At 31.3% G+C, this 12,946-nt stretch carries 16 protein-coding genes; 7 read left to right on the top strand and 9 right to left on the bottom strand.

The features are described from left to right. Nucleotides 1-15 precede the first annotated feature (15 nt). Nucleotides 16-192: a hypothetical protein gene (locus SLH33_RS01815; RefSeq protein ID WP_320417351.1), complete on the bottom strand. Its 177-nt coding sequence runs from the start codon at nucleotides 190-192 to the stop codon at nucleotides 16-18. A gap of 199 nt (nucleotides 193-391) precedes the next feature. Here SLH33_RS01815 and SLH33_RS01820 point away from each other — a divergent pair, with 199 nt between their 5' ends. The 4 genes from SLH33_RS01820 to SLH33_RS01835 all read left to right on the top strand — a co-directional run bounded on the left by SLH33_RS01820 (nucleotide 392) and on the right by SLH33_RS01835 (nucleotide 2,875). After that, complete coding sequence (locus SLH33_RS01820; protein ID WP_320417352.1) at nucleotides 392-553, top strand: DUF1328 family protein; 162 nt, start codon at nucleotides 392-394, stop codon at nucleotides 551-553. A gap of 235 nt (nucleotides 554-788) precedes the next feature. Further along, a complete protein-coding gene (locus tag SLH33_RS01825; protein WP_320417353.1) occupies nucleotides 789-1,343 on the top strand; it encodes a hypothetical protein in 555 nt (184 codons plus the stop codon). 85 nt (nucleotides 1,344-1,428) lie between these two features. Next, a complete protein-coding gene (locus SLH33_RS01830) occupies nucleotides 1,429-1,932 on the top strand; it encodes a DNA starvation/stationary phase protection protein (protein WP_320417354.1) in 504 nt (167 codons plus the stop codon). Nucleotides 1,933-1,966: 34 nt separating this feature from the next. Continuing rightward, the gene (locus SLH33_RS01835; protein WP_320417355.1) at nucleotides 1,967-2,875 is read left to right on the top strand and encodes a mechanosensitive ion channel family protein; all 909 of its coding nucleotides are present in this window, start codon (nucleotides 1,967-1,969) and stop codon (nucleotides 2,873-2,875) included. Between the two features lie 14 nt (nucleotides 2,876-2,889). Here the strand turns inward: SLH33_RS01835 and SLH33_RS01840 are convergent, their stop codons facing one another. After that, the gene (locus SLH33_RS01840; RefSeq protein WP_320417356.1) at nucleotides 2,890-3,426 is read right to left on the bottom strand and encodes a LysM peptidoglycan-binding domain-containing protein; all 537 of its coding nucleotides are present in this window, start codon (nucleotides 3,424-3,426) and stop codon (nucleotides 2,890-2,892) included. Nucleotides 3,427-3,533: 107 nt separating this feature from the next. On the opposite strand from SLH33_RS01840, the gene SLH33_RS01845 reads away from it, so the two are divergent. Next, nucleotides 3,534-3,968 carry a hypothetical protein gene (locus SLH33_RS01845; protein ID WP_320417357.1) on the top strand — a complete coding sequence of 145 codons (435 nt, stop codon included), beginning with the start codon at nucleotides 3,534-3,536 and terminating at the stop codon, nucleotides 3,966-3,968. Between the two features lie 31 nt (nucleotides 3,969-3,999). On the opposite strand, the gene SLH33_RS01850 is transcribed toward SLH33_RS01845, so the two are convergent. The 6 genes from SLH33_RS01850 to ychF form a co-directional block, all read right to left on the bottom strand. Continuing rightward, a complete protein-coding gene (locus tag SLH33_RS01850) occupies nucleotides 4,000-4,464 on the bottom strand; it encodes a MaoC family dehydratase (RefSeq protein ID WP_320417358.1) in 465 nt (154 codons plus the stop codon). 2 nt (nucleotides 4,465-4,466) lie between these two features. Then, the gene (locus SLH33_RS01855; RefSeq protein ID WP_320417359.1) at nucleotides 4,467-5,093 is read right to left on the bottom strand and encodes a trimeric intracellular cation channel family protein; all 627 of its coding nucleotides are present in this window, start codon (nucleotides 5,091-5,093) and stop codon (nucleotides 4,467-4,469) included. A 3-nt stretch (nucleotides 5,094-5,096) separates the two neighbouring features. Beyond that, a complete protein-coding gene (locus SLH33_RS01860) occupies nucleotides 5,097-6,215 on the bottom strand; it encodes a DEAD/DEAH box helicase (RefSeq protein WP_320417360.1) in 1,119 nt (372 codons plus the stop codon). A gap of 30 nt (nucleotides 6,216-6,245) precedes the next feature. Next, a complete protein-coding gene (locus SLH33_RS01865) occupies nucleotides 6,246-6,641 on the bottom strand; it encodes a thioesterase family protein (RefSeq protein WP_320417361.1) in 396 nt (131 codons plus the stop codon). Continuing rightward, nucleotides 6,642-7,313, bottom strand: coding sequence for a DUF2461 domain-containing protein (locus SLH33_RS01870; RefSeq protein ID WP_320417362.1), 672 nt, complete (start codon nucleotides 7,311-7,313; stop codon nucleotides 6,642-6,644). An 87-nt stretch (nucleotides 7,314-7,400) separates the two neighbouring features. Then, on the bottom strand, nucleotides 7,401-8,492 hold the full coding sequence (gene ychF / locus SLH33_RS01875; protein ID WP_320417363.1) for a redox-regulated ATPase YchF: 1,092 nt from the start codon (nucleotides 8,490-8,492) through the stop codon (nucleotides 7,401-7,403). 174 nt (nucleotides 8,493-8,666) lie between these two features. Between ychF and SLH33_RS01880 the strand changes: the two genes are divergently transcribed. Beyond that, nucleotides 8,667-11,387 (top strand): TonB-dependent receptor, encoded by a 2,721-nt coding sequence (locus SLH33_RS01880; protein ID WP_320417364.1) that lies wholly within the window; start codon nucleotides 8,667-8,669, stop codon nucleotides 11,385-11,387. A gap of 69 nt (nucleotides 11,388-11,456) precedes the next feature. On the opposite strand, the gene SLH33_RS01885 is transcribed toward SLH33_RS01880, so the two are convergent. Next, nucleotides 11,457-11,807 carry a 4Fe-4S dicluster domain-containing protein gene (locus SLH33_RS01885; protein WP_320417365.1) on the bottom strand — a complete coding sequence of 117 codons (351 nt, stop codon included), beginning with the start codon at nucleotides 11,805-11,807 and terminating at the stop codon, nucleotides 11,457-11,459. Nucleotides 11,808-11,878: 71 nt separating this feature from the next. Between SLH33_RS01885 and SLH33_RS01890 the strand changes: the two genes are divergently transcribed. Then, entirely contained in the window at nucleotides 11,879-12,940 is a 1,062-nt protein-coding gene (locus tag SLH33_RS01890) for an acyl-CoA reductase (RefSeq protein WP_320417366.1), read from the top strand. Nucleotides 12,941-12,946 lie beyond the last annotated feature (6 nt).

The following is a 12,946-nucleotide window of genomic DNA, read 5'->3' on the forward strand; positions in this document are numbered from 1 at the left end:
GTTTATTTTAATTTATTATGCTAATGGTAAACCCTGAACAAAAACCATAATGGCTCCAATAACTAACAGTATCAAAATTATATAAAAACCTACACGCGTAATTTTATTATTTTGAAATATGTAGTTCTTATTCGGACTCTCAGGATTGTCTTTAACTAATTTGAAATCTGTTTTTTTATTTCTTTTTTCCATAATACTTACTTTAATATTTATATATAACAAAAGTACTGTCAATCTATCATTCCTATTAATGCAAATCATTTGAATTTTTGCTCATTTGCTATTTTTAAATGAGTTAATAATGATTTTAAATGAGCTAATAACAAGTCTTCTTCTCTTATAACTTTGCATTGTAATCAAAACTGAATTATTAACTTTAAAACACAATATTATGTTACGTTGGACAATCACATTTATTATAATAGCATTAGTTGCAGGTATATTAGGATTTACAGGAATTGCAGGGGCAGCCGCTGGATTTGCTAAAATTCTATTTTTTATCTTTTTAATACTATTTGTAATTTCATTAATAACAGGAAGAAGAAAAATTTAGTAAATTAATTATCAATGTGATAATTATTTTGGGGGGATATAAAAGGACAGCATTAGCTGTCCTTTTATTGTTTAATCAATTGTTATACAACACTATATGAGTCAATCTTAAAACTAAATGAGCAAAAGACTCATGTAAAATGCATGTAATTTTGTAGTGTACTTATTTAAAGATGTTAAACAGTAAGCATCTTATACAATAAACAAATTACTGCTAATAAAAAAACGTATATATTATGAAAAAATTAATGTTTAGTATCCTTTTTTTAGGATCAATCGCACTTGTAAATGCACAGACAGAAGTAATCAAAACTACAGAAGTAAAATCTAAGCCAGAAGTAACAGAAAATGGTGTAGTATATAATACAAAAGTAAAAGTAGTTACTGAAAAAACGAAGAACACCATGTTTGATCCGGCACAAAAACATAAATTAAATCAAGACTTGGTAGAAACACCTGTAGCTGTAACCAAAACAGTAATGGTAGATAATGATGTTGATCCATTTTATGATGAAAAAACTAAAGTTGTTTATTACACTTTAAATGGTAAAAAATATGGTTTTTATGTAGATGACAATAGAAAAGATTTTAAGATTTCGTATACAATGAATGAGAAAGATATTAACTCTGCTAGAGCAATGAGATCTCAAAACAAAAACTATTATTTAGTAAAAGGTTCAGAGTTTAATGGTGTTGGATATTTTGATACAAATAGCAACTTTGTAATTGAATATTATGATGAAAAATCAAACACTTTAGAAGTAGCTGTTTTTGATACTTTTAAAATGTAATTAAAGTTACACAATTAAAACATAAGAGTGGTTAAGCAACCACTCTTTTTTGCTACAAATTTTAAAATAACTAAAAAAACAAGACATGAATTATTTAAACGTAAGAACAGATAATATACTACCCGTTGCCAAAGAATTAAATCAATTATTAGCTGACTATCATATTTATTACCAAAAATTAAGAAATTTTCATTGGAATGTAACAGGAAAGAACTTCTTTGATTTGCATGAAATTTTTGAAACTATGTATACAGATGCTAGAACTAAGATTGATGAAATTGCCGAAAGAATTTTAACCTTACAATACCATCCTACTAGCAGATACAGTATGTATTTAAAAATGTCATCAATAAGTGAAGAATCTCCTTTACAAACTGATACTGATATGATAGAATCTATACTTAAAGACCATAAGACTCTTTTAAAACAAATGTATAGAGTTCTTGAAAAAGCTAAAAAAGCTGAAGACGAAGGTACTCCTGATTTAATATCTGGTTACATAAGCAGCTTAGAAAAAACCAGTTGGATGCTTAATGCATGGTCTAAAAGTACCGTAGAGCAATTAAATGAAGAAATTATTTTATCTTAAATACACTAATCAACTCAATACATTTTATTAAAAAATGACTTTTAGCGACACATTAATTAAACTCAAAAACTCTATAGAAAGCTTTTGGCTAAAAATTATAGATCAAGTTCCAGAAATTATCGTAGCCATTCTTATTGTTACTATTGGGTTTTTAGCTGCCAATTTTATTTCAAAAGTATTTAAAAAAACTATAGCGTCTAAATCAAAAGATCCGTTAATGACCAATTTTTTAACAAAAGTTGTAAAATTCGGAATCATATTATTGGTTATAATGTTTGCGTTAAAAATTGCAGGTCTATCAGGAGTTGCCACAGGTTTATTAACAGCCGCAGGCGCTTCTGCTGTTATTATTGGTTTTGCTTTCAAAGATATTGGTGAAAATTTTATTTCAGGCGTTATACTCTCTTTTAAACGCCCTTTTGACTTGGATGATACCATTTTAGTAGATGATATTTTTGGAAAAGTAAAAGCTCTTGAATTTAGATATACCAAACTAAAAACTTTTGATGGTAGAGATGTGTATATTCCTAATAGCGATATTATTAAAAAAGCAGTGTATAATTACACAGAAGATGGTTATTACCGACTAGATTTCGTGGTTGGTATAGATTATGATGATGACATTGATTTGGCAAAAAAAGTAATTATCAATGCTGTGGTAAACACTGTAGGAGTTATAAACACAGCAGAACATCAATGTTTTGTTACAGTTGATTCCTTAGGGGTAAGTACTGTAAATTTAAAAGTGATTTTTTGGACTAAAACTAAAGAATACAAACGCGGAGCTTTAGAAACCAAAAGTGATGCTATTAAAAACGTTAAAAACGTAATTATTGAAAACGGTTTAAATATGCCTGCAGACATTAAAGAGATTAAACTTTACGGTTCTCAAGACAGTATACCTGTTACCGTAAAAACAGAAAACAATAAAAAGAGTAGTTAAAAACTACTCTTTTTTTATTTAATTCTTAATTTTTGACCTACAAAAATACTATTGGAAGTTAAACTATTCAACTCTTTTATTTTACCCACAGAAACATTATGTTTTTTAGATATCTTAAAAAGAGTATCACCAGTTTCAACTATGTGAGTAACATTATTTTTATTTGTGTTATCTGATATATCTTCTGAAGGTTGATTTTTACTTCTGTATCCTATGACAATCTCATCTCCTACCTCTATTTTATCAAAATCTGTTAAACTATTTAGTCGGTAAAGCTCTGCTAAATTCATATTATATTTTCGAGCTATCGTACTTAAAGTTTCTCCTTTTTCTACTTTATGAATTATAGTAGGATCAAATTCTTTCACTTTTTCAGGTTTTAAGGCTGCCTTAGTAGGAAAAGTAGTTGATACATCTCCTGTAACTAAATTCATATAAGCTATTTTACCTTCTAATAATATTTTATCCCATCCTTCTGGAAGCTGTTTTTCTTGCGAAAAAGCACTGCTAAAACTGATTAAAAGCCCCAATAAAATAATCCCTCTTTTCATTTTATATAACTTTAATTACCAACAAAATAAAAAATTATACGTCAGAATTAAAAAATAACGTTTAATAATTTTTTAAATTTAGTTCATATTAACTAAAACTTAAATGTATGTCAAACGTAAACAAGCCTACAGTTGCTTATTGGATAATAAGTATTGTGGCATTAATTTGGAATGCTACTGGTGTTAACATGTATTTACAGCAAGCCTACAAAACAGATAGTTTTAAAGCCATGTACAATGATGAAAAAGCTTTAGAATTAATTAACAACACCCCAACTTGGGCAATGGGAGCTTTTGCTTTAGCAGTATTTGGAGGGTTGTTAGGAAGCGTTCTATTATTGTTGAGAAGAAAGTTTGCTAAGCCTGTATTTATGATTTCTTTGTTAGGTATTATAGTGCAATTGATTTACAATTTATTTATTAGTAAAGCGATGGAAGTATACGGTCCCGGTGCTGCTATTATGCCTATAATGGTATTAATTATTGGAATCTTTTTGGTATGGTACAGTCAAAAAGCTGAAGCCAAAGGATGGTTATTATAAGCTCAAACACTGCTTAAGGACAGTGATTTTTTTATTCAAAAACAGCTGTAATAAATTCAGCTACACAAGCGGGTTTGTCTTGTCCTTTAATTTCTACTGTACATACAAAAGTTACTTTAACGCCTTTGTTGCCTATATTTTCAATCTTTTTAACTGAACTTATCAATCGCAATTGACTGTTAACAGGTACAGGATTTGGAAATCTAACTTTTTCTAATCCATAATTTAAAGCTACTTTTATGCTTTTTACAGTAAAAATATCTTGTAATAACCTAGGTAGCATAGAAACAGACATGAATCCGTGAGCAACTGTGGTTTTAAATGGCGACTCCTTCTCTGCTCTTTTTTCATCAATATGAATCCATTGTTTATCTAACGTTGCATTCGCAAAATCATTGATCATTTGCTGTGTAATAGTAAACCATTTTCCATCTGGTAACGATTTTCCTTCCATAGGACGAAAATCATCAATGCTTTTAAAAATTAGCTGACTCATATTTAATTGTTTTTACTGAATAAATCGTCCTTTATTTTAGGTAATTGTAAATGGTATTTTGCAGCTATCAGTCTGATAACTACTATTACCATAACCGATAAAATAAATTGAATACTTTCATTTATCTGAAAATAATATAACAATAAATATACAACTCCTCCCGCTAAACAAGCAGATGCATAAATTTCTTTTTTAAATATTAACGGAACTTTGCTCGTTAATACATCTCTAATTACACCTCCAAAAACTGCGGACACCATTCCCATAACCAAGGCTACAAAAGGATGTAATTCATAGTTTAACCCTTTTTGTAAACCTAAAAGTGTAAAAACACCAATACCGATAGTATCAAATAAAAAAAACGTTTTACGTAATGGTTCAATTTTACTTTTGAATAAAAAAGTGAAAATTACAGCTATTAAGATCGTCCAGATGTAATTTAAATCTCCAATCCAATTAATTGGATGTGCATTGATCATAATATCGCGTAACATTCCGCCTCCCACAGCAGTAACAAAAGCAATAATAATTACACCAAAAATATCAAACTGTTTTTTAGAAGCAACCAAAGTACCACTAATAGCAAAAGCAAAGGTTCCAATAATATCTAATACGTAAATGATGTTCATTAACTATAAAGAAGTTTCTGTAAAAGTAATATGCAGTTGTTTTTGAATCTGATGAATTTTTTCTAATTCATTAGGCAATACAAATGCTATTGAAACTCCAGTTTTTCCTGCTCTGGCTGTACGACCACTACGATGTGTAAAGTATTCAATTTGTTCAGGTAGTTGATGATGCACTACAAAGTTCAAATCACGTACATCAATACCACGTGCAGCTACATCGGTAGAAATTAAATATTGTAAACTTTCATTTTTAAAAGCACGCATTACCTTATCGCGTTCAATTTGTTTCATATCTCCCTCTAAAACATCAACAGAGAATCCTTCCTCTTGCAATTCAGAATTTAACTTACGTGCTCCTGCTTTTGTTCTACAGAAAATAATACCTCTTTGGCTACTTCTTTTTTCTAGAAATGAAATAATATCATCTGTCTTCTCTTTTAAAGAGGTTTTTACGTACAAATGTGTAATGTTTTCATTAACCACCGATTCCGGATTAATTTCTACACGCTTCGCATTAATGTTCATGTATGTTTTTACAATTCGTTTTATTTCTTCGGGCATTGTTGCCGAAAATAACCAGGTATTTCTATCGCCAGAAGTATATTTTAAAATACGGTTAATATCCAATTTAAAGCCCATGCTTAGCATTTCATCAGCTTCATCTAACACCAACGTTTTGATGTTTTTTAAGTCGACTTCTCCTCGTTCAATTAAATCAATTAAACGCCCGGGAGTAGCTACAATAATGTGCGTAGTTCTTTGTAAGTTCTTAATTTGACGCTCAATTTTTTCACCTCCATATACATCTTCAATAAAGATTTTACCATCTACATACTTTGTAAACTTAAATAGTTGCTTTTTTATTTGCTGAACCAACTCACGCGTAGGTGATAAAATTAACGCTTGAACATGATCCTTTTTAGGATCGATTTGATGTAATATAGGCAAGCCAAAAGCGGCTGTTTTACCTGTCCCTGTTTGTGCTAAACCAATAAAATCAGTTTTGTTTTCCAATAAAACAGGAATAGTTTTTTCTTGTATTTCTGTAGGATGTTGAATTCCTAATTCTTTTAATCCTTTGATAAAATCTTTGCGAACGCCTAAATCTAAAAATGTTGACATATATATTTTAAATAAGTTGCAAAGATACTTTTATTTCTGCGGAAGAAGCGTGTTTATAACACTTTCTGTAATACGGGTTGGACGTAACGTTTTAGCATGTAGTAAACACCAAGTAGTTTGTGCCTTGACCAGTAAAACAGCATCTTTATAGATCTCTACATGACGTACCGATTTTACTCCTTGGGTTTCTCCAACCCATGTTTTTAAAGTTATAGTATCTCCTAAAACGGCTTGCTGTAAGTAATCTATTTCATGCCTGATAACCACCCAAATATAGTCTGGTTGCGGATTGTTTTTGGATAATTCCGCCCAATGTTGCTCCGCAATATCTTGTACCCATTGTAAATATACTACGTTATTTACATGGTTTAATTGGTCAATTTCCTCACTGGTAACAACACGTTGTGTAGTAAATATATGATTCATTTATAAAATGCTTTCTCCGTTTAAATTAGTAGTTAAAATATCACTCATTAAGTTGAAAAATGGACGTAAGGCTTTAAAAGCAATATCTACTTCATCTAAAAAATCAGGAGCAAGTACTTCTTTGTCAGAATAACGTTTAATAGCTACATAGGCCTTTTTACGAATCAAATCAATATCGGGGTGATCTTTATCAAACCCTTTGGGAGCTGTTTTTAACTCATCGCCTTCAAACTTACCTCCAAAATGCTTTATAAACTCCTTGTCTTTTAAAATATCTCTGATTTCAGAAGCGTCCATTTCTAATTCTTTACGAATTCTGAATAAATCTTCCTTGTTTGGCTCCCAAAAACCACCCGCTAAAAAGCTATCACCGGGTGCAATATGCAAATAGTACCCTCCTCTCAGTTCAGGTTTTTTCCTATGAAAAGAACCTCCAAAATGCGATTTATAAGGAGTTTTATCTTTAGAAAAACGTACATCTCTGTAAATTCTAAATAATTTGTGCTTATCTACTTCATCATGTTTATTTAAATTCACCTGAATAGCCGCATAAACAGCCTTGGCATTGTCTTGAGCTTTGGTAAAATCAGCTTTATGTTCAGTAAACCATTCTCTGGTATTGTTTTCTTTTAGCTCAAGTAAGAATTGAAGTGTTGATTTTTCAAGTTGCATGGTGTAGTAGTTTTGGAAAAGTGAAGATACAAAAAAACTCCATCGATAAGTTTCAATGGAGCTTTAAGTTTGTTTTATGTTTAGGTCTTAAACGTTAAAACGGAAGTGCATTACATCACCATCAGCAACAACATACTCCTTCCCTTCTACACGCATTTTTCCAGCTTCTTTAACCTTAGCTTCAGTACCAAAAGTTACATAATCATTGTAAGAAATTACTTCGGCTCTAATAAATCCTTTTTCAAAGTCGGTGTGAATTACTCCGGCTGCTTGAGGAGCTGTAGCACCCACAGGAATTGTCCATGCTCTTACTTCTTTAACACCAGCAGTAAAATAGGTTTGTAAGTTCAATAATTTATAAGCAGAACGAATTAAACGCGATACTCCAGGTTCTTCTAATCCTATATCTGCTAAGAACATTTGGCGCTCTTCATAGTCTTCTAATTCAGTAATATCTGCCTCAGTAGCCACTGCTAAAACAATGATTTCAGCATCTTCAGAAGCAACTGCTTCACGAACTTTATCAACATAAGCATTACCTTCTTTTGCAGAAGATTCATCTACATTACAAACATATAATACAGGTTTAGCTGTAATGAATTGCATTGATTTTACCAATTCTTCTTCTTTTTCAGTAAATTCAATGGTTCTAACTGATTGTCCGCTTAATAAAGTCGTTTGAATTCTTTCTAAAATCTCTAATTCCTTTTGAGCTTCTTTATTACCCGTTTTAGCAGCACGCTTAACTTTATCAAGACGTTTTTCAACCGCTTCTAAATCTTTTAATTGTAGCTCAATATCTATAGTTTCTTTATCTCTAATAGGATCAACAGAACCATCAACATGTACAATATTATCATTATCAAAACAACGTAATACGTGTAAAATAGCATCTGTTTCTCTAATATTTGCTAAGAATTGGTTGCCTAATCCTTCTCCTTTACTAGCTCCTCGAACTAATCCTGCAATATCAACAATTTCTACAGTTGCTGGTAATACTCTTTCTGGATTCACTAGTTCTTCTAACTTCTGTAATCTTGTGTCTGGTACGTTTACCACACCTAAGTTAGGTTCAATAGTACAAAAAGGAAAATTAGCACTCTGTGCTTTGGCATTCGATAAACAGTTAAATAACGTTGATTTACCTACGTTTGGTAATCCTACAATTCCAGCTTTCATAAATAAAAATTTAGCGGTGCAAATATAATGTATTGTTTCTGAATTTTATTTATTAAAAATAAAAGCTAATTTTTAACATTTTTATTAGTGAATTATTATTGTTTTTAGCTTTTTGGTATGATTATATATATTTTAATTACATTTACATTGATAATAATTAAATTGATTAAACACATGAAAAGAAACTTATTACTTACTTTTCTTATTTTTATTTGTGCATATTCTGCAAGTGCACAAATTTTAGTTAAAGGAACTATTAAAGATGCCAACAATGACCCCTTACCAGGTGCGAATGTTGTTGAAAAAGGGACTTCAAATGGTACTACATCAGATTTTGATGGGCTTTTTTCTTTAAAAGTAGCCGAAGATGCTACCTTAGTGGTTAGTTTTGCGGGTTATGAAACCCAAGAAGTAGCTGTTAATGGTAAAACTACTTTAGATGTAGTTTTAAAAGAAGGCTTACAGCTGGATGAAGTTGTAATTGTAGGATCAAGAAACGTAAAGCGTACCATAATTGATACACCTGTACCCATTGATGTAATTGATGTACAGGATTTAGCTGCAAAAAATGGAAAAGTAGAAGTAAATGACATCTTACAATACGCTGCTCCTTCTTTTAACGCAACTAAACAATCAGGTTCCGATGGTGCAGACCATATTGTACCTGCTTCTCTTCGTGGTTTAGGTCCTGATCAAACTTTAGTATTAATTAATGGTAAACGTAGACATCAATCTTCTTTAGTAAATATTTTTGGTACAAGAGGTAGAGGAAATTCAGGTACCGACTTAAATGCAATTCCTTCTGCTGCTATCAAACGTATTGAGGTTTTACGTGATGGAGCTTCAGCACAATATGGTTCTGATGCCATTGCGGGAGTCATAAATATTGTTTTAAAAGATGATACAGATGGAGTTTCTGGTAGTATAGGGTACGGAGCATATAGTACAGCTGTTGGTGATGGTTGGGAAGATGCAACTGGAGAAACTCTATGGAATGTTGAAGGAAAAAATAGATTAGATGGCAAAGATAAAAGCTTTGATGGAGCAACCACTAAATTAGATCTTAATTATGGCGCTAAATTAAATGATAAAGGAGGTTTTATTAATTTCACTACTGAATTATTGTCAAAAGAAAGAACTTTAAGGCCAGGTTTTTCTTGGAGAAAAGGATATGGTAGCGCAGGTGTTGATGGTTTTAACTTTATGATAAACGCTAGCTTGCCTGTTAATGACAATACAGAAGTATATGCTTTTGGTGGTAGAAATTACAGAGATACAGATGCCTATGCTTTCTCTAGAGACGATGCTTATGTAGATGAAAGAACTGTACCTAGTTTATATCCTAATGGTTTTACACCAAGAATTACTTCTAACATTACAGATGCTTCTATTTCTGCAGGTGTTAAACACAAATTAGACAATGGTTGGGTATTAGATTTTAATAACTCATTTGGAGAAAATAAATTTCATTATTTTATCAAAGATTCTAATAATGCATCGTTACAAGATGCTTCGCCAACTGATTTTAATGCTGGAGGGCACAGTTTGTCACAAAATACTACCGGATTGGATTTTAGCAAATATTATGAAGACATAATGAGTGGAGTGAATTTTGCTTTTGGTTTAGAGTATAGAACTGAAAACTTCACCATTTTTGCTGGAGAAGAATCATCATATACGACCTATGATATTAATGGGGTTCCGATAAATAACAATACTCCTGAATCTGATATAATTATTTTTCGTGATGAAAACGGAGATCCTGTTTTAAATGATGATGGACAAACAATTCCTGTTCCAGGAGGTTCTCAGGGATTCCCTGGGTATGGTCCAGACAATGAAGTTGACAGAAGTAGGACTAATGTTGGGTTATATGCTGATGCTGAATTTAATTTTACAGAAAAACTATTGGTTGGCACAGCACTTCGTTTTGAAGATTATAGTGATTTTGGTAGTACATTTAATTTTAAACTGGCTTCTAGATTTAAAGCTACGGACAACTTAACATTGAGAGGATCTGTTTCTTCTGGATTTAGAGCACCTTCTTTAGCACAATTATATTACAACTTAAAGTTTACAAATATTGTTAATGGAGAATCTTTACCGTCATTATTATCCGCTAATAATAGTACTGTAACAAGAGCCTTTGGTATAGGCCCACTAAAAGAAGAAACCGCTTTTAATGCTAGTTTAGGTTTTACTTTTAAGGCTGATGGATTTACAGCAACTGTAGATGCGTATTCTATAACGGTAGATGATCGTATTATTTTAACTGATAACTTTGATGCTTCTGGATTAAACCTAGGTGTAGACGCAGCACAATTCTTTGCCAATGGAGTTGATACTAAAACACAAGGTATAGATATTGTTTTAAATTATAAGAAAAACTTTGATAACCATAGGTTAGATCTTGGTTTAGTTGGTAATATTAATGATACTGAAATTAAAGAAATTCATAATGGTAGTTTGAATAGATTTACATTCTTTAGCCCTTTTTCTGAAGCATATCTAAAAGCAGCAGCTCCAGATCATAAATTTGGTTTGAATTTAGGTTATGGTTACAAAAAATTTGATCTTTCTTTAAACTTTACAAAGTTTAGTGAAGTACAATTACAAGACTTTCAATGGGTAGATACTCCAGCAACTACCCAAGCAGAAGCAGATGCTTTATATGCTGTAGCTACAGATGTATATGAGAGTAAAATTACTGCCGATTTAAGCTTAAGCTACGCTTTTACAGATAAAATTAAATTAACTATTGGGGGAAATAATATTTTTAACGTATACCCTACTCCTCAATTTGATGGTTGGACAGACCAAGGAGGTTTAGCAGATTCTGTTCAAATGGGATCAGACGGTGCTTATTTCTTTACCAGATTAGGATTTAAATTATAAAATAACTTTTTTACAAACAAAAATCCCGAGCTATAAACTCGGGATTTTTTATTTCATTAAAAGAAAAGTTTATTCGTTATGCATAAAACTTTGCTTTGCTAATAATTCTTCTTCTGTTTCTACATGATCTTCATCTGGTACACAACAATCTACCGGACAAACAGCAGCACATTGTGGTTCTTCATGAAACCCCTTACACTCAGTACATTTATCTGCTACAATGTAATATATTTCGTCAGAAATCGGCTCTTGATCTTCATCTGCATTCGCTGAATTCCCGTTAGGTAATACAATATTTCCACTTAAATCTGTTCCATCAGAATATTTCCACTCTTCAGCACCTTCATATATAGCAGTATTTGGGCACTCAGGTTCACAAGCACCACAATTTATACATTCATCTGTTATTATAATTGCCATAATTTATCTCTTTCAGTTTTGTAACTTTGCGATTGCAAAAATAGAGCCAAAATAATTTATAACCAATTTAAATGGACAAAATCCAACAACGCATACAAGCTTTTACAAAATTAGGAGATTTTTTAAGTCAGTTTAGTAGAAAATCAATTCAGAAAAAAGATGCTATTCCTTATAACGATTTGTTTTTTGACGGATTTAAACATCAACTAAAAATAGCAGAAGAAAACAACTCATGGTTTACCAAAGATAATTTATTGTTTGCGTGTGAGAATTGGTCAGAAGCTTTATCCGAAGAAAATATCAAAAATTGGGTTTCTAAAGAGAACTTAGGTAAGAATAAGCCTAAAACAGTTGCCGTAATTATGGCAGGAAATATTCCATTGGTAGGTTTTCATGATTTTTTATCGGTATTAATTTCTGGTCATTCTGTGTTGGCAAAACTTTCTTCAAACGATAAGCATTTACTACCTTTTTTAGCTAAGTATTTAGAGTATGTTTATGAAGATTTTAAAGGGAAAATAAGTTTTACTGAAGGCAAATTAGAAGGTTTTGATGCTGTAATTGCCACAGGAAGTGATAATACAGCGCGTTATTTTGAATACTATTTCAAAGACAAACCAAATATCATCCGTAAGAACAGAAATTCCGTGGCTGTTTTAACAGGAAATGAAACCACTGAAGATTTTGAAAAGCTAAGTAATGATGTGTTTCAATATTTTGGCTTAGGATGTCGTTCTGTTTCTAAGCTATTTGTTCCGAAGGATTATAATTTTGATGATTTCTTTAGAGGGATGTTTAACAAACAAGAGATTATCAACAATGTTAAATATGCTAACAACTACGACTATAATAAGGCTGTGTATTTAATGAGCGAGTTTGATATTTTAGAAAACGGATTTTTAATGATTAAAGAAGATGATAGCTACGCCTCTCCTATTGCCTCTGTTTTTTATGAATATTATGATGATTTGGATAATTTGAAGATCAAATTATATGAAGATCGTGAGAAAATTCAGTGTATTGTTGCTAACGGTTTTCATGAAAATGAAATTCCTTTTGGTCAAACGCAACATCCGCAGTTGTGGGATTATGCTGATAGCGTAAATACCTTAGAATTTTTAGCCAAAATTTAAATTGTT

Origin of the sequence: Tenacibaculum sp. IB213877 (genome assembly GCF_034043975.1) — a bacterium.
In the GTDB taxonomy this organism is placed as follows: domain Bacteria; phylum Bacteroidota; class Bacteroidia; order Flavobacteriales; family Flavobacteriaceae; genus Polaribacter.

What these genes read in the sequence shown, in the direction of transcription:
- SLH33_RS01815 (WP_320417351.1), bottom strand. Translation starts at nt 192, where the DNA reads ATGGAAAAAAGAAATAAAAAAACAGATTTCAAATTAGTTAAAGACAAT.
- SLH33_RS01820 (WP_320417352.1), top strand. Translation starts at nt 392, where the DNA reads ATGTTACGTTGGACAATCACATTTATTATAATAGCATTAGTTGCAGGT.
- SLH33_RS01825 (WP_320417353.1), top strand. Translation starts at nt 789, where the DNA reads ATGAAAAAATTAATGTTTAGTATCCTTTTTTTAGGATCAATCGCACTT.
- SLH33_RS01830 (WP_320417354.1), top strand. Translation starts at nt 1,429, where the DNA reads ATGAATTATTTAAACGTAAGAACAGATAATATACTACCCGTTGCCAAA.
- SLH33_RS01835 (WP_320417355.1), top strand. Translation starts at nt 1,967, where the DNA reads ATGACTTTTAGCGACACATTAATTAAACTCAAAAACTCTATAGAAAGC.
- SLH33_RS01840 (WP_320417356.1), bottom strand. Translation starts at nt 3,426, where the DNA reads ATGAAAAGAGGGATTATTTTATTGGGGCTTTTAATCAGTTTTAGCAGT.
- SLH33_RS01845 (WP_320417357.1), top strand. Translation starts at nt 3,534, where the DNA reads ATGTCAAACGTAAACAAGCCTACAGTTGCTTATTGGATAATAAGTATT.
- SLH33_RS01850 (WP_320417358.1), bottom strand. Translation starts at nt 4,464, where the DNA reads ATGAGTCAGCTAATTTTTAAAAGCATTGATGATTTTCGTCCTATGGAA.
- SLH33_RS01855 (WP_320417359.1), bottom strand. Translation starts at nt 5,093, where the DNA reads ATGAACATCATTTACGTATTAGATATTATTGGAACCTTTGCTTTTGCT.
- SLH33_RS01860 (WP_320417360.1), bottom strand. Translation starts at nt 6,215, where the DNA reads ATGTCAACATTTTTAGATTTAGGCGTTCGCAAAGATTTTATCAAAGGA.
- SLH33_RS01865 (WP_320417361.1), bottom strand. Translation starts at nt 6,641, where the DNA reads ATGAATCATATATTTACTACACAACGTGTTGTTACCAGTGAGGAAATT.
- SLH33_RS01870 (WP_320417362.1), bottom strand. Translation starts at nt 7,313, where the DNA reads ATGCAACTTGAAAAATCAACACTTCAATTCTTACTTGAGCTAAAAGAA.
- ychF (WP_320417363.1), bottom strand. Translation starts at nt 8,492, where the DNA reads ATGAAAGCTGGAATTGTAGGATTACCAAACGTAGGTAAATCAACGTTA.
- SLH33_RS01880 (WP_320417364.1), top strand. Translation starts at nt 8,667, where the DNA reads ATGAAAAGAAACTTATTACTTACTTTTCTTATTTTTATTTGTGCATAT.
- SLH33_RS01885 (WP_320417365.1), bottom strand. Translation starts at nt 11,807, where the DNA reads ATGGCAATTATAATAACAGATGAATGTATAAATTGTGGTGCTTGTGAA.
- SLH33_RS01890 (WP_320417366.1), top strand. Translation starts at nt 11,879, where the DNA reads ATGGACAAAATCCAACAACGCATACAAGCTTTTACAAAATTAGGAGAT.